This is a genomic window from Martinezella rhizogenes (genome assembly GCF_027460065.1).
Classification (GTDB): domain Bacteria; phylum Pseudomonadota; class Alphaproteobacteria; order Rhizobiales; family Rhizobiaceae; genus Agrobacterium; species Agrobacterium rhizogenes_C.
The window spans coordinates 205654-227463 of record NZ_JAPYZZ010000004.1; the positions used below are offsets into that span (position 1 = coordinate 205654).

General features: G+C 58.8%; 18 protein-coding genes. 10 read left to right on the top strand and 8 right to left on the bottom strand.

Going from position 1 to position 21810, the window contains the following annotated elements:
* The first annotated feature begins 273 nt into the window (after positions 1 to 273).
* Complete coding sequence (mcpU, locus tag O8B93_RS09120) at positions 274 to 2364, top strand: methyl-accepting chemotaxis protein McpU (RefSeq protein WP_269709493.1); 2091 nt, start codon at positions 274 to 276, stop codon at positions 2362 to 2364.
* A 296-nt stretch (positions 2365 to 2660) separates the two neighbouring features.
* Positions 2661 to 3140: a DUF2938 domain-containing protein gene (locus tag O8B93_RS09125; RefSeq protein ID WP_269709494.1), complete on the top strand. Its 480-nt coding sequence runs from the start codon at positions 2661 to 2663 to the stop codon at positions 3138 to 3140.
* 41 nt (positions 3141 to 3181) lie between these two features.
* On the opposite strand, the gene ypfJ is transcribed toward O8B93_RS09125, so the two are convergent.
* Both ypfJ and O8B93_RS09135 read right to left on the bottom strand, forming a co-directional pair.
* Complete coding sequence (ypfJ, locus tag O8B93_RS09130) at positions 3182 to 4099, bottom strand: KPN_02809 family neutral zinc metallopeptidase (RefSeq protein ID WP_092770875.1); 918 nt, start codon at positions 4097 to 4099, stop codon at positions 3182 to 3184.
* Positions 4100 to 4196: 97 nt separating this feature from the next.
* Complete coding sequence (locus O8B93_RS09135; RefSeq protein ID WP_269709495.1) at positions 4197 to 4685, bottom strand: DUF2306 domain-containing protein; 489 nt, start codon at positions 4683 to 4685, stop codon at positions 4197 to 4199.
* Positions 4686 to 4777: 92 nt separating this feature from the next.
* Here O8B93_RS09135 and O8B93_RS09140 point away from each other — a divergent pair, with 92 nt between their 5' ends.
* A complete protein-coding gene (locus O8B93_RS09140; protein WP_269709496.1) occupies positions 4778 to 5599 on the top strand; it encodes a LytTR family DNA-binding domain-containing protein in 822 nt (273 codons plus the stop codon).
* A 155-nt stretch (positions 5600 to 5754) separates the two neighbouring features.
* Positions 5755 to 9243 carry a carbamoyl-phosphate synthase large subunit gene (carB, locus tag O8B93_RS09145; protein ID WP_269709497.1) on the top strand — a complete coding sequence of 1163 codons (3489 nt, stop codon included), beginning with the start codon at positions 5755 to 5757 and terminating at the stop codon, positions 9241 to 9243.
* Positions 9244 to 9689: 446 nt separating this feature from the next.
* Here carB and O8B93_RS09150 read toward each other — a convergent pair whose 3' ends face one another.
* The 3 genes from O8B93_RS09150 to O8B93_RS09160 all read right to left on the bottom strand — a co-directional run bounded on the left by O8B93_RS09150 (position 9690) and on the right by O8B93_RS09160 (position 13658).
* On the bottom strand, positions 9690 to 10829 hold the full coding sequence (locus tag O8B93_RS09150; RefSeq protein ID WP_269709498.1) for a GGDEF domain-containing protein: 1140 nt from the start codon (positions 10827 to 10829) through the stop codon (positions 9690 to 9692).
* 151 nt (positions 10830 to 10980) lie between these two features.
* Complete coding sequence (locus O8B93_RS09155) at positions 10981 to 12426, bottom strand: UdgX family uracil-DNA binding protein (RefSeq protein WP_269709499.1); 1446 nt, start codon at positions 12424 to 12426, stop codon at positions 10981 to 10983.
* Positions 12426 to 13658 (bottom strand): putative DNA modification/repair radical SAM protein, encoded by a 1233-nt coding sequence (locus O8B93_RS09160; RefSeq protein WP_269709597.1) that lies wholly within the window; start codon positions 13656 to 13658, stop codon positions 12426 to 12428. Before O8B93_RS09160 ends, O8B93_RS09155 begins: the two co-directional genes overlap by 1 nt.
* 221 nt (positions 13659 to 13879) lie before the next feature.
* Here O8B93_RS09160 and greA point away from each other — a divergent pair, with 221 nt between their 5' ends.
* Together greA and O8B93_RS09170 are read left to right on the top strand one after the other, a co-directional pair.
* Positions 13880 to 14356 (top strand): transcription elongation factor GreA, encoded by a 477-nt coding sequence (greA, locus tag O8B93_RS09165; RefSeq protein WP_026363859.1) that lies wholly within the window; start codon positions 13880 to 13882, stop codon positions 14354 to 14356.
* Positions 14357 to 14438: 82 nt separating this feature from the next.
* Positions 14439 to 15494: a glycosyltransferase family 4 protein gene (locus O8B93_RS09170; RefSeq protein WP_269709500.1), complete on the top strand. Its 1056-nt coding sequence runs from the start codon at positions 14439 to 14441 to the stop codon at positions 15492 to 15494.
* 30 nt (positions 15495 to 15524) lie between these two features.
* Here the strand turns inward: O8B93_RS09170 and O8B93_RS09175 are convergent, their stop codons facing one another.
* Entirely contained in the window at positions 15525 to 15992 is a 468-nt protein-coding gene (locus O8B93_RS09175) for an Lrp/AsnC family transcriptional regulator (protein ID WP_269709501.1), read from the bottom strand.
* A 256-nt stretch (positions 15993 to 16248) separates the two neighbouring features.
* Between O8B93_RS09175 and trxB the strand changes: the two genes are divergently transcribed.
* The 4 genes from trxB (at position 16249) to O8B93_RS09195 (ending at position 20271) form a co-directional block, all read left to right on the top strand.
* Positions 16249 to 17223 (top strand): thioredoxin-disulfide reductase, encoded by a 975-nt coding sequence (gene trxB / locus O8B93_RS09180; RefSeq protein ID WP_243015656.1) that lies wholly within the window; start codon positions 16249 to 16251, stop codon positions 17221 to 17223.
* Between the two features lie 24 nt (positions 17224 to 17247).
* On the top strand, positions 17248 to 18144 hold the full coding sequence (locus O8B93_RS09185) for a LysR family transcriptional regulator VtlR (RefSeq protein ID WP_035214662.1): 897 nt from the start codon (positions 17248 to 17250) through the stop codon (positions 18142 to 18144).
* 601 nt (positions 18145 to 18745) lie between these two features.
* The gene (locus O8B93_RS09190) at positions 18746 to 19036 is read left to right on the top strand and encodes an ArsR/SmtB family transcription factor (RefSeq protein ID WP_269709598.1); all 291 of its coding nucleotides are present in this window, start codon (positions 18746 to 18748) and stop codon (positions 19034 to 19036) included.
* A 122-nt stretch (positions 19037 to 19158) separates the two neighbouring features.
* Positions 19159 to 20271 carry an alkene reductase gene (locus tag O8B93_RS09195; RefSeq protein ID WP_269709502.1) on the top strand — a complete coding sequence of 371 codons (1113 nt, stop codon included), beginning with the start codon at positions 19159 to 19161 and terminating at the stop codon, positions 20269 to 20271.
* Positions 20272 to 20317: 46 nt separating this feature from the next.
* Here O8B93_RS09195 and O8B93_RS09200 read toward each other — a convergent pair whose 3' ends face one another.
* Both O8B93_RS09200 and O8B93_RS09205 read right to left on the bottom strand, forming a co-directional pair.
* The gene (locus O8B93_RS09200) at positions 20318 to 20707 is read right to left on the bottom strand and encodes a DUF6220 domain-containing protein (protein WP_269709503.1); all 390 of its coding nucleotides are present in this window, start codon (positions 20705 to 20707) and stop codon (positions 20318 to 20320) included.
* On the bottom strand, positions 20707 to 21744 hold the full coding sequence (locus tag O8B93_RS09205) for an NAD-dependent epimerase/dehydratase family protein (protein WP_269709504.1): 1038 nt from the start codon (positions 21742 to 21744) through the stop codon (positions 20707 to 20709). The genes O8B93_RS09200 and O8B93_RS09205 overlap by 1 nt, the downstream gene beginning before the upstream one ends.
* Positions 21745 to 21810 lie beyond the last annotated feature (66 nt).

The following is a 21810-nucleotide window of genomic DNA, read 5'->3' on the forward strand; positions in this document are numbered from 1 at the left end:
GAATAAAATATTCCCTTCCTGCACGCAACCTTTGCAGATCAATGATCAAAATTTGCGCAGATGGGCAAGCGCCGCACCACCTCATCCCAAACGACCATGACACAAGACAAATTTAGCCGAATTTTACCATTTCGCTTTACTTATTAGAATATCACACAGTTGTTATAAACCATAAGCTGCATGACGCAGAATATTCCCGCCTAAGAGGCATGTCTTTCCCACCATTTTACAAGATGAGCCGAACGGGTTCACCCGGATTCAAGGACGTGTAGCTTGCCTAAAAAAACCAGCCTTATGACGCGCATTCTGTTTGCTGCGTCGTCACTTGTTGTCGCCGCCTTTGCGGGCTTTTCTTTCTACATCGACAGCCTCCAGCACCGGGTCACCACGGAAGCGGTGGCGGAAAATATCGATTCTTCCGGCAAGCAGGCCGCGCAAAGCATCGCCAACTGGCTGAACGGCCGCATCATGTTGACCGAGACGGTGGCAAAAACGCTTGCCAAGCTTCCGGATGACGCAGCAAAGCTGCACTTTCTGGAAAACGACGTGCTGACGGCGCAGTTCATGTCGACCTATTTCGGCAATGCTGAAACCGGCACTTTCACCACCTTCCCGAAGACGCCGCTTCCGGAAGGTTATGACCCGCGCAAGCGTCCGTGGTATCTGGATGCGGTGAAAGCCGGCAAGACGGTTCTGACAGAACCCTATAATGACGCCTCTACCGGCGGCCTCATCATCACCGCCGCCATTCCCGTTTCCATCGATGGCAAGCTTGCCGGCGTGACAGGCAGCGATTTCTCGCTGGATTCGCTGGTAAAGATGATCAAGTCGGTGGATGCCGGCACGGATGGATATGCTTTCCTCGTCAGCAAGGACGGTAAGATCCTCATTCATCCCGATCCGAAATTCGTCGACAAACCGCTGGCCGATCTCTTTAAGGTCGATACGCCGGCGATTTCCTCCGCGATTTCTGAGACCGAGATCGACGGCAAGGGCAAGATTACCAGCTTCATCCCGGTTGCGGGCCTGCCTTCGGTCGACTGGTATCTCGGTTTCGTCGTCGATTCCGATGTGGCTTACAGCGCCATCGGCCAGTTCCGTCTGGCCGCAACCATCGCCACGGTTCTCGCCGCCGCAATCATGATTGCCCTGCTTGCCACCGTGCTTTCCCGCTTCATCGTCCGCCCCGTCACGCAGATGACCTCCGCCATGGAAGGCCTTGCGGCCGGCAATCTCGGTGTCGCTATTCCCGGCCAAGAGCGCACCGACCAGATCGGCTCGATGGCCGCAGCCGTTGCCGTGTTCCGCTCGAACGCCATGGAACGCCTGCGCCTTGAAGGCGACGCCGAACAGAACCGTACGCTCTCCGAACAGGAGCGCAACGAGCGTGAAAGAACGGCAGCAAAAGACGCGGCGGATATCCAGTTCGCAGTGGATTCACTTGCCCGGGGGCTGGCACATCTTTCGGACGGCGATCTCAATTATCGTATCGACACACCTTTCGTCGCCCGTATCGACCGCCTGCGCAACGATTTCAACAATTCCGTCGCCAAGTTGAATGCAGCGCTCAGCACGGTCGGCCAGAATGCGCTCGCAATCGATGCGGGTGCCGGGGAAATCCGCCAGTCCGCCGATGATCTGGCGCGGCGCACCGAACAGCAGGCAGCCTCCGTCGAAGAAACCGCCGCAGCGCTCGAGGAGATCACCACCACGGTGAAGGATTCCGCTCGCCGCGCCGAAGAAGTCGGCCGTCTGGTGGATCGCGCCCGCGGCAATGCCGAACAATCCGGCGTCATCGTGGAAGATGCCGTTCGTGCCATGGAAGGCATCGAAAAATCATCCTCCGAGATCAGCAACATCATCGGCGTGATCGATGAGATCGCCTTCCAGACCAATCTGCTGGCACTGAATGCCGGCGTCGAAGCGGCCCGCGCGGGCGATGCGGGCAAGGGTTTTGCCGTCGTCGCACAAGAAGTGCGCGAGCTCGCCCAGCGCTCCGCCAATGCGGCCAAGGAGATCAAGACATTGATCAACGCCTCGACATCGCAGGTGCAGTCCGGCGTAGAACTCGTCGGCAATGCCGGCAAGGCGCTGGAAACCATCGTCCGCGAAGTGCAGGAGATCAACCGCCACATCGATGCCATCGTGACGTCGTCGCGCGAACAGTCGACTGGGCTTCAGGAAATCAACACCGCCATCAACACCATCGATCAGGGCACGCAGCAGAATGCCGCCATGGTCGAGGAACAGACGGCGGCGAGCCACGGGCTGGCCTCGGAAGCGGCGGCGCTCAACGAATTGCTTGCACAGTTCCAGCTGGCGACGGCCCCGCGTCGGGCGGCGGAATATGGGCGGGCAGCTTAAGGGGGTAAAAACAATTGGCCGGATCGCCATGGCAGGCGGAGATCCGTCAAACGTCACCCCTCTTGGCGTCATCCTCGGGCTTGTCCCGAGGATCTAACCACGTCTCATTCAATCGACACGTTGCAGATGCTCGGGACAGGCCCGAGCATGACGTAGGAGAGATTTCAGCCTGTTTCTCACCAATCTCATAGCCCGAGCGATCCGGCCATTTTTCTTGCTCACCCCGACAATAGCCGGTTCCCGCCATCGACCCAATCCGCTAGAGCTTGATCGATCACGATCATGCGGAGGGATTCATGCTGGAACTGATTTGGCGCGGCATTGCCATGGGCATTGGCGGCACCGTCTTTATGGATATTTGGGCAATCATACTGCACCGGTTTTTCGGCCAGTCCGCACCCAACTGGGCGCCGGTCGGCCGCTGGTTCTGGCATGTGCCGAAGGGCCGGATATTCCACGACAGCATCGCCACGGCGACACCCTATGAGCACGAACTGGCGCTCGGCTGGATTTCGCATTACGCTGTCGGCATCCTCTACGGTATCGTTCTTGCCCTGATCGTCCCGGCCGCATGGTTTGCCAATCCGTCCTTCATCGCGCCGTGGATCGTCGGCATAGTCACGGTCGGCGCGGGCTGGTTCCTGCTGCAGCCGGGGCTGGGCATCGGCTGGGCGGCATCGAAGACGCCGAACCCCACAAAGGTCCGCATGCTGAACCTCATTGCCCATACGGTTTTCGCGCTGGGCATGTATGCCGTGGCCCTCTTGATGCGTTGAATGAAAAAGGGGGCTGAAAGCCCCCTTTTCCGTCTGATCTTTCAGATATTCGCCGAGAAAGTGTCGCAATCCTCGACACGGCCGTTCTGGAAACCGCGCTTGAACCATTCCATGCGCTGCGCCGAGGTGCCGTGGTTGAAACTGTCAGGCACCACATAACCTTGCGTCTGCTTCTGCAACGTATCGTCGCCGATCTGGTGAGCCGCATTCAGCGCTTCCTCAAGATCGCCGGTCTCGAGAATGCCCTTCTGCTCGGTGAACTTGCCCCAGATGCCGGCATAACAATCCGCCTGAAGCTCCACACGCACCGACATCTTGTTGGCATCCGTCTGGCTCATCGACTGGCGGCGACGGTTGAACTCCGGCAGGACGCCAGTCAGGTTCTGTACGTGGTGACCCACCTCATGCGCAATCACATAGGCCTGCGCGAAATCGCCGGCTGCGCCGAACCGCTGATCCAGTTCCTTGAAGAAGTTGGTATCGAGATAGACCTTGCGGTCACCAGGGCAATAAAACGGACCGCTGGCAGCGGAAGCGTTGCCACAGGCGGAGGACACCTGTCCGGAGAACAGCACCAGCGTCGGTTTCTGATAGGTCTCGCCGGCGGACTGGAAGATACCGCTCCAGGTATCCTCGGTTTCCGCCAGCACGGTGCGCACGAAAGCTGTCGTCTCGTCAGACGACTGGCCCTGCGGACGCGTGCCGGATTGCTGGGTTCCCGACTGCGTCGTGCCGCCGCCATCCATCGACATATCGCCGCCGGTCAGCAGCGTCAGCGGGTTGATACCAAGCACCCAGCTGATCAGAAGAATGACCAGAAGACCGCCGATCCCAATACCGCCGCCGCGACGCCCGATTGGCACGCGCATCCCGCCGCGGGAAAACGGATCACCCGAACCCGCCGACATGCCGCGCCGGTCCTCGATATTGTCCGACTGGCGGCGCCCTCTCCATTCCATGCTCTTCTCCCGGCGATACCGCCTCAACAAGCTGCCTTATAACGGCACTATAATACATCTTGTTCCGGAAGAAAGCAGAGGAGGCCAACGGAACATCTCATACGGTCCTGCGTCGTTGTTTCAATACCGTTAGAAACAGGAAGGCGAGCACCAGTGCACCGGCGGAGAAGGCCACAAAACCGGCTTTTCCGTCACCCAAAACAGCCTCGTGCATGATCCGTCCGGGAACGAAGGTGAAGCCGCCGGCAATCACGATACCGCCGAGATAAACGCTCTGCATGATGCGCATATGGCGTCGGATATCGCCGCGGCGCGCAAAATAGACCGATTGCAGGCAGCCATAGATGGTGAAGATCGACAGCAGATGGATCGGGCTGAAACCATAAAACACCTTCAATTCATGGATGAAGAAGGTAGAAGCCGCAGTCCCGACCATCAGCACCACCCAGATCTTGCCGAGCAGCCGGTGGATGGCTGTGCCCTTGGGACGCAGGAAAATGAACGCACCGAGAATGGCTGCGGGTATGACGGTGGCGACATGGAATTGCACGGCAAGCGGTGCATCTAACAAAGGCTGGAATGACATGGAGGTTGCTTCGGCTCGGTTGAAATCACCGGCAATTTGGGCAAAACATGCGGACAGGAAAAACGGATTGGCGCCATCAGCAGGAAAACTTCGTGGATCACCCCTATCTGCAATCCACGCTTCGTGAAATGCATACCATGCTGCAATCGCGCAGGCTGTGGCTGACATTTCTTGCCGTGCTGGCGATCTTCATCCTGACCGGGCCTTTCGGCACCAGCGAAACCATGAGCTTCGCCGATCGGCTGCTCTACTGGACGATCGTTCAGGGCGGCTCCTGGGGAATCGCGATATCCTTTGCCATCATCGCCAAAACGCTCCTCGCAAGCCACATTAACAATATACTGGCGCGCATGATGATCGGCTCGCTCACCGCATCCCTGCCGATCGGGCTGCTGCTTACCGTCACCAACCATGTTTTTTATGGTAAGGACATCAGCCTCGCATCCTTCCTCGAAAGCGGCTTCACATCCCTGCCGCTCTGCGCGATCTTTTGTCTGCTGAGCTATCTCACCGCCCGCCAGACCCTCGAAACCCCGGTGGAGGTTATCACGGGCGCCGATGGAGATGCCGGTCACGACATCAAAAGCACCGCACCGCTGCTGGAGCGATTGCCGCCGCAAAAGCGCGGGGAACTGCTGCGGCTCTCGGTGCAGGACCATTATACCGAAATCGTCACCACGCGCGGGCGTCAACTCGTTCTATTGCGTTTTACCGATGCGCTGCGGGACATCGGCGACACGCCCGGCCTGCAGGTGCACCGTTCCCATTGGGTGGCGGATGCCGGTGTGGTCTCGTTGCTGAGAAAAGCAGGGCGTTTTTATATTGTGACGCATGACGGCGAGGAAATCCCCGTCAGCCGCTCCTACAATACGGCCGTGCAGGCCCGTTTCGCCACGCAAATCCCTATCCGTTAAGGTTTCTGTCGATTCCGGAATTTATGGGGTTCCGTTCTCAAAAACATTTGCCTATAAGCCGCTTCTAGCCTGAAAACTTTGAATTGCGCGCCCCGGCCGGTGATCCGTCACCCTGGCTGGTGCTTTGCGCAACCAAAAAGCGGAACGAGAGAGCCATGCCGAAGCGCCAAGATATCAAGTCCATCCTCATCATTGGCGCAGGCCCGATCGTCATCGGCCAGGCATGTGAATTCGACTATTCCGGCACGCAGGCGTGCAAGGCGCTGAAGGAAGAGGGTTACCGGGTCATTCTGGTCAACTCCAACCCGGCAACAATCATGACCGATCCGGGCCTTGCCGACGCTACCTATGTCGAGCCGATCACGCCGGAAGTCGTCGCCAAGATCATCGCCAAGGAGCGCCCGGACGCGCTTCTGCCGACCATGGGCGGCCAGACCGCGCTCAACACGGCGCTTTCTCTCAAGCGCATGGGCGTTCTCGACCGCTACAATGTCGAAATGATCGGCGCCAAGCCCGAAGCCATCGACATGGCCGAAGACCGCGCTTTGTTCCGCGAGGCGATGGCCCGCATCGGCCTTGAAACGCCGAAGTCGATGCTCGCCAATGCGACAGAAATCAAGGACGCCGACCGCAAGACGCACGAAGCCGCACGCACTGAACTCAAGGCAAAACTGTCAGGCGCAGAGCTGGACAAGGCTCTAGACAACCTCGAAAACCAGTGGAACCTTGGCGAGACGGACCGCAAGCAGCGTTATATCAGCCACGCCATGGCCATTGCCGCGCAGGCCATCGACGTCGTTGGCCTGCCCGCCATTATTCGCCCTTCCTTCACCATGGGCGGCACAGGCGGCGGCATCGCCTATAACCGCTCGGAATTCTTCGAAATCATCGGCGGTGGTCTCGACGCATCGCCCACCACCGAAGTGCTGATCGAAGAATCCGTTCTCGGCTGGAAAGAATATGAAATGGAAGTGGTCCGCGACAAGGCGGACAACTGCATCATCATCTGCTCCATCGAAAACATCGACCCAATGGGCGTGCACACCGGCGACAGCATCACCGTTGCCCCTGCCCTGACGCTGACCGACAAAGAATACCAGATGATGCGCAACGCATCGATTGCAGTGTTGCGCGAGATTGGTGTCGAGACCGGCGGCTCCAACGTGCAGTTTGCTGTGAACCCGAAGGATGGCCGTCTGGTCGTCATCGAAATGAACCCGCGCGTTTCACGCTCCTCGGCGCTTGCTTCCAAGGCAACCGGCTTCCCGATTGCCAAGGTCGCCGCCAAACTCGCTATCGGCTATACGCTGGACGAGCTGGAAAACGACATCACCGGCGGTGCGACCCCTGCATCCTTTGAGCCCTCCATCGACTACGTCGTCACCAAGATTCCGCGTTTCGCCTTCGAGAAATTCCCCGGCGCCTCGCCGATCCTCACCACCGCCATGAAGTCGGTCGGTGAAGTCATGGCCATCGGCCGCACCTTTGCCGAATCGCTGCAGAAGGCGTTGCGCGGCATGGAAACAGGCCTCACCGGTCTCGATGAAATCGAAATCCCCGGTTACGAGGAAGGCGAAGGTTCCAAGAACGCCATCCGCGCCGCCATCGGCACGCCGACGCCGGACCGCCTGCGCATGGTCGCACAGGCGCTGCGCATGGGCATGACCGAAGAGGAAGTCCACGAAAACTCGAAGATCGATCCGTGGTTCATTGCCCAGTTCAAGGCCATCGTCGACATGGAAGCCCGCATTCGCGAACATGGCCTGCCGCAGGATGCCGAAAACCTGCGCATGCTGAAGGCCATGGGCTTCTCCGATGCCCGCCTCGCCAGCCTGACGTCCAAGCGCCCGAAAGAAGTGGCCGAGCTGCGCAACAGCCTGAACGTCCGCCCGGTCTTCAAGCGCATCGACACCTGCGCTGCCGAATTCGCTTCGCCGACCGCTTACATGTATTCGACCTATGAAATTCCCTTCGTCGGCGCCGCCCGCTCCGAAGCCCAGGTTTCCGACCGCAAGAAGGTTGTCATCCTCGGCGGTGGCCCGAACCGTATCGGCCAGGGCATCGAGTTCGATTATTGCTGCTGCCACGCCGCCTTCGCCCTGAAGGATGCCGGCTTCGAAGCGATCATGATCAACTGCAACCCGGAAACTGTTTCCACCGACTATGACACCTCCGACCGCCTCTATTTCGAGCCGCTGACGGCCGAAGACGTGATCGAGATCATGCGCGCCGAACAGGAAAAGGGCGAGCTGGTCGGTGTCATCGTGCAGTTCGGTGGCCAGACGCCGCTGAAGCTCGCCGAAGCGCTGGAAAAGAATGGTATCCCGATCCTCGGCACCGCACCTGACATGATCGACCTCGCCGAAGACCGTGACCGCTTCCAGAAGCTGCTGATTAAGCTGGATCTCGCCCAGCCGAACAACGGCATCGCCTATTCGGTCGAGCAGGCCCGCCTCGTCGCTTCCGAAATCGGCTTCCCGCTGGTGGTTCGCCCATCCTACGTTCTGGGTGGCCGCGCCATGCAGATCATCCATTCGGAAGGCCAGCTCCAGAGCTATCTGCTCGATACCGTTCCGGGCCTCGTACCCGAAGACATCAAGCAGCGTTACCCGAACGACAAGACCGGCCAGATCAACACCCTGCTCGGCAAGAATCCGCTGCTGTTCGACAGCTACCTGACCAATGCCGTCGAAGTGGATGTGGATGCGCTGTGCGACGGCGAAAATGTCTTCGTCTCGGGTATCATGGAGCATATCGAAGAAGCCGGCATCCATTCGGGCGACTCGGCCTGCTCGCTGCCTTCCCGTTCGCTGAGCAAGGAAACGCTCGATGAGCTGGAACGCCAGACGACGGCTCTTGCCAAGGCGCTCAATGTCGGCGGCCTGATGAACGTGCAATATGCCATCAAGGACGGCACGATCTACGTTCTCGAAGTCAATCCGCGCGCCTCGCGTACCGTGCCTTTCGTCGCCAAGACCATCGGTGCGCCGATCGCCAAGATCGCCGCCCGCGTCATGGCCGGTGAAAAGCTCAATACAGCGATTGCCGCCTATGGCGACAAGCCCGATCCGCGCAACCTGAAGCACATCGCCGTCAAGGAAGCCGTCTTCCCCTTCGCGCGCTTCCCCGGCGTCGACATCCTGCTCGGACCGGAAATGCGCTCGACCGGTGAGGTCATCGGCCTCGACACAGATTTCGCGCTCGCCTTCGCCAAGAGCCAGCTCGGCGCCGGCGTCGACCTGCCGCGTTCCGGCACCGTCTTCGTTTCGGTGCGTGACGAGGACAAGGAAGGCGTGCTTTCCGCCATCCGCATTCTCGTGGAAAGCGGCTTCAAGGTGCTGGCAACCGGCGGCACCCAGCGTTTCCTCGCCGAACAGGGCATCAATGCCGAAAAGATCAACAAGGTGCAGGAAGGCCGTCCGCATATCGAGGACGCCATCCGCAACCGTCAGGTCCAGCTAGTCATCAACACCACCGATAGCAACAAGGCGATCTCGGACAGCAAATCGCTGCGCCGCGCGACACTGATGCAGAAGGTGCCTTACTACACGACGATGGCCGGTGCGGAAGCAGCAGCCCTCGCCATCAAGGCGCTGAAGGCCGGCAATCTGGAAGTGAAGCCGCTACAGAGCTACTTCAACTAAGCGTTCTGCGGGAAAGCCCGCAAGATTGAAAACAAGACGCCGCGGGTCGCCATGCCCGCGGCGTTTTTTTTGCGCAATCCCGCTGCAATCCATTTCCCGTATCAAAACGACATCATTCCCACACGAGGCTCATGATGTCCCTTTGCATTCCCGAAAAACCCTCCTCTACTCTCGGCCGCGCCGTTCCCCTGAATTCGAGGATCAACTCATGATCGGACGTCCACCGGGGCCTCAGCGGGTGGCATTTCCGCTTCGGATCGAACCCGCCATATTGAACGTGATCCGGCAGACCGCGAGCAACGAGTTGCGCAGCATCAATTCTCAGATCGAAATTCTGCTGAAAGAGGCCATACGACATCGCGCCGCTGCGGATGCAGCGAACAAACCGACAGGTTGAGCAGAAGGCCGCAAGCTTGGGAAAACCAAGGGGGCAGGCTTTGCTTCCCCTAGGCGGCCAATGCCCCGCGAACGCAATTGCGCCCTTCGGTCTTTGCCCGGTAAAGCGCGCGATCCGCCATTTCGGCAAGCATCAGGAGATCGCAGCCTACATCACCGCTCGCGGCGACGCCGATGCTGATCGTCACGCCGACCCGCAAACCGCCGCAATCCACCTCCGTCACCGCGACCGCGTCGCGAATGCGTTCGCCGATCATGCAGGCCTTATGCACGCCGGCACCGGGCAGGAAAATGATGAATTCCTCGCCGCCGTACCGCGCCAGAACATCGCCGCCACGGATGCTGCCGCCGATGCGCCTTGCCACTTCCTGCAACACGCTGTCGCCGACGGCATGGCCGAAACGGTCATTGATCGACTTGAAGTGATCAATATCAAGCAACATGGCCGCATCAGCGGGATCGGGGGCCGCAGGCATGGTCTGGAAGAAGAAACGCCGGTTCTTGACGCCCGTCAGCGGATCCGTATTCGCCAGAACCAGCAATTTCCGTTCGGATCGCTCCGCCACCAGCATCATCACGAAGAGCGCGATGGCGAAATTCAGCATGATGATGAAGAAGAACGCATTGACCAGATCGATGCTGGCGAAACCCGGAAAAAGTACGCTTTTCATCACCGCGAGCGATATCAGACCGGAGATGCCGGTAATGACACCAAGCGCCACTCGGGAAAGAAGCGGCTCTTTCCGCCACCGGGCAAAAAGCACGCCCGCCCCGCCAAGATAGGCCAGAGCCGCACAGCCATTAAACAGCGCCGCGCGAAACGCATTGTTGTCGGCCACCTGCAGCGCAACGCCAATCGCCAGTACGGCGATAAGACAGGTGAACAATATGGTTTTGCGATTGACGACGCGTCCGTCGCTCAACGTCTTCAGCCCGAGCCAGATCAGCACATATCCTGCGATACCGAACAGAACGCTGCCAAGCTGCCACAGAGCCGGCGACAATATCTTCCATTCGCCGTAACCGGCAAGCGTGGAGCCAACCGTCATCGCCGCGAAACCCGCCGCAAGCGGAACGGGACCGGGCAAACCGCGATTACTCATCTTCAGGTAGATAAAACTCAACAGCCCAACGATGTAAGAACATTTTTGCATCAGTATGACTGTTGTAAGGTCAAGTTCACCCAGCATAATATGCCCATACGGTAAATAAATTTTGGAAAACTTATTATAATATGGAGATAAAATTTCAATAAAAATAACAGATAAACAATCCGTAAAAAGTATTATTGACAATCAAAATCCACATTCAAAGTAACTCCACAATACATAAAATAATATATTAGAATTGCCTTATTATTTCCATGTCCGCCCGGAAGCGTGCCGTTTCCGCCTCTTTCGCCCCGATATCGGCAAGGCGCAGGAGATAAGACGGATGCACGGTGACCAAAAGCGTCCGGCCCTCCTCCATCGGCAAAGGACGCCCGCGGATTTCGGTAACCTTCTCCTTGACGCCCGTCAGCGCATAAAGCGCGGTTGCGCCCATGGCAACGATCAGTTTCGGCCGGACGAGCGCAATTTCATGGTCAAGCCACCAGCGACATTGTTCCACCTCTCCCGCATTCGGCCGCTGATGGATGCGCCTCTTGCCACGCGTCTCATATTTGAAGTGCTTGACGGCATTGGTGACGTAGAGCTTTTTACGCTCGACGCCGATCTCACTGAGAGTCCGATCAAAAAGCTGGCCCGCCGGGCCTATGAAGGGCTTGCCGGCGAGGTCTTCGTGATCACCGGGCTGTTCGCCGACGATCATGATATCAGCATCTTTACGCCCCTCCCCGAAAACCGTCTGCGTGGCCTTGCAATGCAGGGGACAGCGGGTGCATTGGCCAGCCTCCCGCGCCAGCGATTGAAGCGCATCGTCCGACACGGGTGGCGGCGTCTCGCGCGCAGACGCTGCGGCCTGCAGGCGATGGTGGAAGGGTTGCGGCTGGCTTGCCGCCCTGGCCGCCATCTCCAGCACCCGCGCTTCCGCCCCCAGAACGAGACCGGGTATGAGGTCCGCTTCCGGCAGGTTTTTCCAGTATTTTTTCGGCATCTCCGCCGTCATGGCCTTGATCTTCAGGCGCGCCGGATTGAAAATATTGGCGTAATAGGTCCGCCAGAGTTCATCCGTCTCATCCGTCAGATTGGGTTTTACCGCCGCTTCCCGCGAGGTCTGCAGCACATTTCCGTCCCACCGCGCGGACCCCTTCGGCGTCGCGATCAGCCAGTCCATATCGGTAAACCGACGCTGAAAGAATGCCGCCGTCCGCTCGACGATGAAATGATCTGGCTCGAACCAGGCAATAAACCGCCGACGCCCGCCCTGCCCCTGCGGCAGGGGCACTTCCTTGAACCGAACGAAGGCCGTCATCTTGTGACAATCGCGGCGCACGGATTTCTCCAGCAACCGCGCCTCGGCAACGTCAGGATCGGACTTGAACTGCAACAGGGCGCGATCGCGCCTCAGACGCCATAATAGCCGATAAAGCAGTGCGAAGCGGCCGGGATCGCTGTGACAGATGATTGCCTGCGCCAGTGCGATGAAGGAGGCGGGGACGGAAACCTGCCCGTCCCCGGCAGCGACCACAGGCAACGGCTCACCCGCAAAGTCCAGAAGCCCCGCCTCGTCATCCGCCCGCCGCCAGTCAATCATGTCAGGCCTGACATCGGCGGCAAGGGCTGCGCGCGCGGCGTCGCGCCACTCGCCGAAATCACCCCGCCCCTCAAGAACCGGGCCATACATCAGAGTAGCGACAATTGTTCGGGCTGCGGCGCAAACATCGCCCGGAGATCCGGCCGCTCGGTCAACTTGCCCGGCGTCCAGCCGTCAGCCACAACGAAGGCCTTGACCTTTTTTAGCGACACACCGAAACGCGCCAAATCTTCCAGCCGCAGACGCCGAAACCTGCGGGAAGACAGAATGGAGGCCACGGTCTTCGTGCCGAATCCGGGCACCCGCAGCAGCATTTCCCGATCCGCCACATTGACGTCCACCGGAAACCGGTCGCGCTGTTTCAGCGCCCAGGCGAGCTTCGGATCGATATCGAGATCGAGCATGCCGTCGCCACCGATTGCCGTTATCTCGCCGATGTCGAAACCATAAAAACGATAAAGCCAGTCCGCCTGGTAAAGCCGGTGCTCGCGCATCAGCGGCGGCTTGATGAGCGGCAGGTTTTTCGATGAATCCGGAATGGGGCTGAAAGCGGAATAATAAACGCGACGCAGACCGTAACTGCCATAAAGCCGGGCGCTGGTGGAGAGAATGGTGCTATCATCAGCGCCATCCGCCCCCACGATCATCTGCGTGCTCTGGCCGGCCGGCGCAAAACGCTTCGTCCTTCGCGTTCTGACCGTCGGCTCCCCCGCCTCCTCGATTTTCAGGCGGATATCCGCCATGGATCGGCGAATATTGGCGGGCTGCTTTTCCGGCGCAAAACGGCTGACACCGCTATCGGTCGGCAACTCGATATTGATCGACAGGCGATCAGCATAAAGCCCCGCCTCCTCGATGAGCCTGGGCGACGCTTCAGGTATGGATTTCAGGTGGATATAACCTCGAAAACCATGGGTGACGCGCAGTTCTCGCGCCACGCGCACCATCTCTTCCATCGTATGATCGGAGGACCTGATAATGCCGGAGGACAGGAACAGCCCCTCGATATAGTTGCGCCGGTAAAATTCCAGTGTCAGCCACACCACCTCTTCGGCGGTGAACCGCGCCCGCTCCACATTGCTGGATGAGCGGTTGATACAATAGGCGCAATCATAGATGCAGAAATTGGTGAGCAGGATTTTCAGCAGCGAAATGCAGCGCCCGTCCGGCGCATAGGCGTGGCAGATGCCCGACCCTTCCGTGGAGCCCAATCCGCCCGATGCTGCGGAGTTGCGTTTCACCGTACCGCTCGATGCGCAGGATGCGTCATACTTGGCCGCGTCGGAGAGAATGGCCAGCCTTTGCCTGATCGACTTCTTCATGGTTATGTTCACTATATGTTCCATCGAAGAATGTCAATATTGTAAATTAAGCCATTGATTAATTAGGAAAATATCCTTGCCTCAAATTTGCTGGCATTTCGCTGTCGTCTTCTGATATAGTCGGCTCAGTTATGATTTTGGCATGGTTCCGGAGTTCCTCTCCGGAACCTGTTTCTTTTTGTGTCTGCAAGTAAAGCGACCGGAATACGAAGGATAAAAAAATGGTAGAAAAAGTACCGATGACTCAGGGTGGATTCGTCAAGCTGCAGGAGGAGCTGCGCTTTCGCCAGCAGGAGGAACGTCCCCGTATCATCGAGGCAATTGCGGAAGCGCGCGCCCATGGCGACCTTTCGGAAAATGCCGAGTACCATGCTGCCAAGGAAGCACAGAGCCACAATGAAGGCCGCATCACCGAGCTCGAAGACCTGACCGCGCGCGCGGAAGTCATCGATCTCTCCAAAATGTCCGGTTCCAAGATCAAGTTCGGCGCCACCGTCAAGCTGGTCGATGAAGACAGCGACGAGGAAAAGACCTACCAGATCGTCGGCGATCAGGAAGCCGATGTGAAGGCAGGCCGCATTTCCATCTCCTCGCCCATCGCCCGTGCCCTCATCGGCAAGGAAGTCGGCGACAGCATCGAAGTCAACGCGCCTGGTGGTGCCAAGGGTTACGAGATTCTCGCGGTTCAGTGGGGCTGATTGCCCTGATGCGATTGCGCCCCAGCGGGCGCAATCGCATTTTGACGAATCGATTCTTTAGCCGCAAAGACGGAAGCCCATCTTGTCCCACGTCAGTCTGAAAGATGTGCAGGTACTCGCGCCGAACTTCAAGCGCAGGCTTTCCGGCGTCACCTCCACCATCGTTCAGCTCATTCCGGTGCAGAACCGGCTGGGGCAGAAGGTGGCCACCATCGGCCCCGGCCTGCCGCCGCATCTGCCGCATGTGCGCTTCCGCGACCTGTGGCGGCTCTGGCAAAACGGTCCCTCTGGTGGCCCGCGCATCTGGCATGCCCGCCGCAATCTGGAAATGCTGCCGGGCATTGTCATGCGGGACGTTCTGCGCATGAAGGTGAAGCTGCTCTTCACCTCGGCTGCGCAAAGACGGCATTCCGCTTACACTCGTTTTCTGATTTCGAAGATGGATGCGGTGGTTGCGACCAGCACCCGCTCCGGCTCGTTCCTCGAAGTGCCGCATCGCGTCGTCATGCATGGCGTCGATACCGAGCTGTTCCACCCCGCCACCGGCCCCGAGGATACAATCGCTGCAACCGGCCTGCCGGGACAGCACCTGATCGGCTGCTTCGGGCGGGTGCGCCACCAGAAGGGCACCGATCTCTTCGTACGCGCCATGATCGAGCTTCTGCCCCACTACCCGCAGTGGACCGCCGTCGTTTCCGGCCGCGTGACCGCGGAACACAAGACCTTCGGTGATGCGCTCGAGGCCGATGTCGCTGCAGCCGGCCTTGCCGACCGAATCGTCTTTCAGGGTGAGGTTGACGACATCAAGCCCTGGTATCGGCGGCTGACGCTTTATGTCGCCCCATCCCGTAACGAAGGCTTCGGCTTAACACCGCTCGAAGCCATGGCCTCGGAGACGGCCGTTGTCGCCAGCAATGCCGGCGCCTATGAGGAAATGATCGTCACTGGCGAAACCGGGTCGGTTGTCGATGCGGGTGACTACGCCTCACTCAGAGATGCGATAAAGACCTATCTCGCCGATCCTGCTTTGGCCAAAGCCCATGCAAGGGCCGGACTTGAGCATGTGCGCAGCACTTTTCCGCTGGAAAAAGAAGCAACGTGCCTCGGTGAAGTCTATGAGGCATTGCAGCGGGGTTGATGCCCCCGAAATCGACTAAAAGCCGGCTGATCAGATTTCCACGAGACCGACACGCTTGACCTGACGAATGGTCAACATGGTGCGCACCGTATCGACATTCTCATCCGCCGTCAGAACCTCGATGACGAAATCCTGAAATTCCGTCAGGTTCTTCGCGACGCAATGCAGCAGGAAATCGCTCTCGCCTGAGACCATCCAGGCTTGCCGCACCAGCGACCATCCGGCCGTTGCCGCCGCAAAGGCCTTCAGATTACTGTCCGACTGGCGCTTGAGACCGATCATGCAGAAGGCGACGAGGTCGAAACCAAGCTTCGGCGCGTTCAACATGGCGTGATAACCCTGGATCACGTCAGCTTCTTCCAGCTTGCGGACACGCCTCAGGCATGGCGGTGCGGAAATGCCGACCCTTTCGGCCAGCTCCACATTGGTCATGCGCCCGTCGCGCTGCAATTCGCGCAGGATTTTCAGATCGATGGCATCGAGTTCGACGCTGGTCACGGAGAAGTACCTCGTTAAGCTGGAGAACTTCCTTGTACTATCAGGCGCAGGATTCGCAACATTATGCCACCGCCCGGTCACAAAATTGCGCGCGCATCCACAACTGCCTTGTTGGTAACGCAAGGCTGCCCTTGAATAAAGACACTAGACAACCTTAAATACCGGGCAACGAAGGGGTTGCGACCTGTCCGCCGTCTTGCGGCTGGATGGCTTTGCTGCCGAAAGGCCCCGCTGCTGAAAAAAAAGGAATCTTTCCATGTCTGCCCGCCACACGAAGGTATTGATCATTGGCTCCGGTCCCGCCGGTTATACCGCGGCGATCTACGCGGCCCGCGCAATGCTGAAACCCGTGCTGATCGCCGGGATGGAACAGGGTGGCCAGCTGATGATCACCACCGATGTCGAAAACTATCCGGGCTTCGCCGATCCGATCCAGGGCCCCTGGCTGATGGACCAGATGCTGAAGCAGGCAACCCATGTGGGCGCGGAAATCGTCAGCGACCTCGTGACCGAAGTTGAAACCAACGTGCGGCCTTTCGTGGTCAAAACCGATTCCGGCCAGGTCTGGACCGCCGACACGCTGATCATCGCCACCGGCGCCAAGGCCAAGTGGCTCGGCATCGAGAGCGAACAGCATTTCCAGGGCTTCGGCGTCTCCGCCTGCGCCACCTGCGACGGGTTCTTTTACCGCAACAAGGATGTGATCGTGGTCGGCGGCGGCAACTCCGCCGTGGAAGAGGCGCTCTATCTCGCGCATATCGCCAAATCGGTCACCGTCGTGCACCGCCGCGACAGCTTCCGTTCGGAAAAAATCCTGCAGGAACGGCTGTTCGCCAAGGAAAATGTCAAGATCCTCTGGAATACGGAAATCGCCGAAATCACCGGCGCACCGGCAAAGCCGCCGATGCCGCCTTCCGTTTCCGGCGTAAGGCTGCGTGACACCAAGACTGGTGTGATCAGCGACACGCCCATTGACGGCGTCTTCGTTGCCATCGGCCACGCCCCGGCGGTCGAACTGTTCAAAGGCAAGGTGAAGCTGAAAGATAACGGCTACATGTGGACCGCTCCCGATTCCACCGCAACCGACGTGGAAGGTATTTTCGCGGCCGGTGACGTTACCGACGACATTTACCGCCAGGCAATTACCGCCGCCGGCATGGGCTGCATGGCCGCGCTCGAGGCCGAACGTTATCTCACCGCGCAACAACCGCTTGCTGTCGCAGCGGAATAACCGAAAGGCAGGATAGGCATGGCAATGCCATTGGACTGGGATAAACTGCGCATTTTTCATGCCGCAGCCGAAGCGGGGTCTTTCACCCACGCTGCCGACAAGCTGCATTTGTCCCAGTCGGCCATCAGCCGTCAGGTCAGCGCACTGGAGCAGGATGTAGGCGTCAAGCTATTCCATCGCCATGCGCGCGGCCTCATCCTCACCGAACAGGGCGAACTGCTGTATCGCACCGCCCATGACGTGCTGCTGAAGCTCGAAACGGTGAAGATGCAGCTCACCGAAACGACGGAGAAGCCGAGCGGCAAGCTGCGCGTGACGACGACGGTTGGTCTCGGCCAGGGCTGGCTGACGGACAAGGTGCAGGAATTCCTGCAACTCTATCCGGAAATGTCGATCCAGCTCATCCTCGACAACGAGGAACTGGACGTGAACATGCGCCATGCCGATTGCGCCATCCGCCTGCGCCAGCCGCAGCAGTCGGACCTTATCCAGCGCAAGCTGTTCACGGTGCACATGCACGTCTATGCCGCACCGTCCTACATCAATCGCCATGGCGAGCCGCAGTCGGTCGAAGATCTCGACAATCACCGCATCATTTCCTTTGGCGAACCCGCGCCTAACTATCTGCTCGACGTTAACTGGCTGGAAAATGCCGGACGATCTTCCGACAACACGCGCATTCCACATCTGCAGATCAACAGCCAGACCTCGATCAAGCGTGCGTGCCTGCTGGGGATAGGCATTGCCTGTTTGCCTGATTATATCGTCGGTCGCGATCCCGGCCTCATCCAGCTTTCGCTCGCCGCAGATATTCCGTCATTCGATACCTACTTCTGCTATCCGGACGAAATGAAAAATGCGGCCAAGCTGAAAGCTTTCCGTGACTTCATCGTCGCCAAGGCGCGGAACTGGAACTTCTGACGTAAAAATAATCGACGTCGAAGAATAATCTTCGAAATTCAAGGTCTTACAAAGACAGAAGCAAGAGGAGGGCGCAGGTGCCCCTCTCCAGCTTTGCACATAAAATATACCGGAAATATCGAGGGCTGCGTGACACGCATGCCTGACCTGCACAAAAAAGAGTTGTTTCGTGCACAAAAAAACACCAAATAGCTCTCAGTTGATGCACACGGTGGCTTTTCCTCCCAGTTCCACCGCATCAGCTGTTCCCCTCTGGAGGTTTTTGACCTTCACACTTAAAGGGCCCTGGATCTATCCGGCGGCCCTCTTTTTTTACCCGCAAGAATTTTCTCCAAATTGGCGAAATATCGCATGATGCAACCTTGTTTTGCATTATTGCCACTCCCATATTTTAGTAAGCTGTCACGCTCGCCCAAGGCACGCGACAGCTGTTCCCCTCTGGAGGTTTTTGACCTTCAAACTTGTCAGGCCGCGGAGACATCCAGCGGCCTTCTTTTTTGGAACCGTCTGCCCGCTCCCCACTGTCCTCACAGAGACGTGACTTGTATATCGAAAATGGCCGATATACATATCGGTCATGTCAGATATTAAAGAAGCACAGATGAACCCGGAGGAAGTCCTCAAGGCCCTTTCACACCCGGCAAGGCTGAAATTTCTGGAATGGCTGAAAAGCCCTGAAAGTCATTTCTGTCAGGAACATCCGCTCAGCATGGGCGTGTGCGCCAACCAGTTTCAGATCAGCGGCCTGTCGCAATCCACCGTCTCTTCGCATCTGGCGGTGCTGCAGGCAGCTGGCCTTATCCGGTCGAAAAAGGTCGGGCAATGGGTGTTTTTCGAACGCAACGAAGAAACCATCGATGCCTTCCGCAATTATCTGCAAGCCAATCTCTGAGCCTCCCAAGCTTTGAGCCCCGGGGTGCCGGACTGGAAACCGCAGCGGTTTTCGTTCCGGCACCCGAAAAACAAAGCGCGCCTGCCGCGCAATTTCGCCAACCGACCAGAAAGTGAAGTCGCATGACCAGTCTTTTCGAACCGGCACAGGCCGGCGATATCGCACTCGCCAACCGTATCGTCATGGCTCCCCTCACCCGCAACCGTTCGCCGGGGGCAATTCCCAACAATCTCAACGCCACCTATTACGAGCAGCGCGCCACGGCCGGGCTGATCGTCACCGAAGGCACGCCGATTTCCCAGCAAGGTCAGGGTTACGCCGACGTTCCGGGTCTCTACAAGCAGGAAGCGATCGCGGGCTGGAAACAGGTCACCGACGGCGTACATTCGGCCGGCGGCAAGATCGTTGCGCAGATCTGGCATGTGGGCCGCATTTCCCACACCTCGCTGCAGCCGCATGGCGGCCAGCCGGTCGCACCATCAGCCATTCCCGCCAAGTCGAAGACCTATATCATCAATGATGACGGCACCGGCGCCTTTGCCGAAACCTCCGAGCCGCGCGCGCTCACCATCGACGATATCGGCCTCATCCTCGAGGATTACCGCAGTGGCGCACGCGCAGCACTCGAAGCCGGGTTCGACGGTGTCGAAATCCATGCCGCCAATGGTTATTTGATCGAGCAGTTCCTGAAATCCAGCACTAACCAGCGCACGGATGATTACGGTGGCTCGATCAAAAACCGCGCCCGTTTCCTGCTGGAAGTTGTCGATGCGGTTGCGGAAGAGATCGGCGCCGGCCGCACCGGCATCCGCCTCTCCCCCGTCACTCCGGCCAACGATATTTTCGAAGCCGACCCGCAGCCGCTTTACAATTACGTGGTGGAAGAACTCGGCAAGCGCAATCTCGCCTTCATCCATGTGGTCGAGGGCGCAACGGGCGGACCGCGTGATTTCAAACAGGGCGATAAGCCCTTCGATTACGCAGCCTTCAAGGCGGCCTATCGCAACGCCGGCGGCAAGGGCCTGTGGATTGCCAATAATGGTTACGACCGTGAGAGCGCCATCGAAGCCGTGGAAAGCGGCAAGGTCGATGCCGTCGCCTTCGGCAAGGCTTTCATCGCCAATCCGGATCTGGTGCGCCGCTTCAAGGACAGCGCGCCCCTGAACGAACCGAACCAGCCGACCTTCTATGGCGGCGGAGCCGAAGGTTACACCGACTATCCGGCACTCGGCTGATAAACCGAAGCGCCGCACCGCCCCTTGGCTGTGCGGCGTTTTTCTTTCAGCGCGGGGCTCTGGCCTGCCGCGCGGCAAAATCCGAGAACGCACCCATGACGAAGGCATTGGGCACATGCAGCGCCTGCAGCAAGCCATTGCCCGTTTCCCGGCCAATGCTCATCAACGCCACCTGCAGACAATAGATGGCAAGCAGCACCAGCGAACGGGCAAGGTTCGGCCGCAGATCATCATAACGCAGCGCAAGGACCACCAGTGAGATGATGGGAATGGCGATGAAGATACCAAGCCCCTTGTGCAGCGAAAGCAGCGACCCGTCATAATAGATCGACAGCCCGGCCAGCAGCACCTGCGCGAAAATCAGCACCGGCACCACAGCCGACACCACGGCAAAGATACGGCGTTGCCCAGATGATCCACTCGTCGCCGTGCCCATCACACCCTGCCCCCGGCATCGACCGGATGGTGAAGGCCGGCCGGCTCCCGCGCCTGTTCGATGCAGCCAAGGCTTGCCAATGTCGCCGATACCGCAATATCAACAGGCGTCTTTGGCTCCGCGCCGAGGAAATCCGTAAGCTTGGCGTTGCTCATGCGGATCGGCATCTGCCAGAGATATTGCATTTCCAGCACTTCGCGGGACAGGGGAACAAAGGGTGCGGCCAACTTGATGCCGAACCAGGATAGCCGCCGCATCTTGACCGGATGGCCGGCAGCCCGCTCGATGGCTGCGATTAATTGCAGCCCGTCGAAATCCCAGAAACCTTCCATATGGTATACGGCAAAAGCAGGAAGTTCACCCGAACGATCCAGCAGCCGCCCGATCGTCTCAGCGACATCAGGCAGATAGGCCCATTGATGCCCGGCATGGGGTGCGGCGGGGTTCTGGACGCTGCGCACCGGTTTGCCCGGCCGCACCAGCATTTGCGAAAACCAGTTGTTTTTCGCATCCGGCCCGAAAAAATCCCCGGCGCGGACGATCAGCACCGGCACACCGCGCATCGACGCCATCTTCAGCCGCCGCTCCATCTCCACGCGCAGCGCGCCTTTACGGGTGAAAGGTTTCTGCGGGCTGTCCTCCGTCAGCAGCGGAAAGGCATCCGGCCCGAAATTATAGACGCTGCCCGGAAACACGATCCTCGCTCCGCAGGCTTCGGCGGCGGCAATGGTGTTGTCGAGCATCGGCAGCACCTGCACGTCCCAATCGCGATATCCGGGAGGATTGACCGCATGGACGATGAGCTTGGCGCCCTTCGCGGCTTCCATCACATCCTGCCGGTTCATCACCTCGCCGGTCACGCGCTCGATGCCTTCAGACGCACCGGCCACCACACGCTGGCGCGTCAGCGCGCGCACCTGCCAGCCACGTTGCAGCAGCATCTTCGAGACTTGGCTGCCGACACCGCCATTCGCGCCCAGGACCAGGGCCAGGGGGCCACTATTCTCTGCTGTGTTTGCATGGTTTTCATATATCATCACGGTTACTCCTTCTTCTGAACTGGAGTATCGGCGCAATGCGCGATATACGAAATTATCGAAATA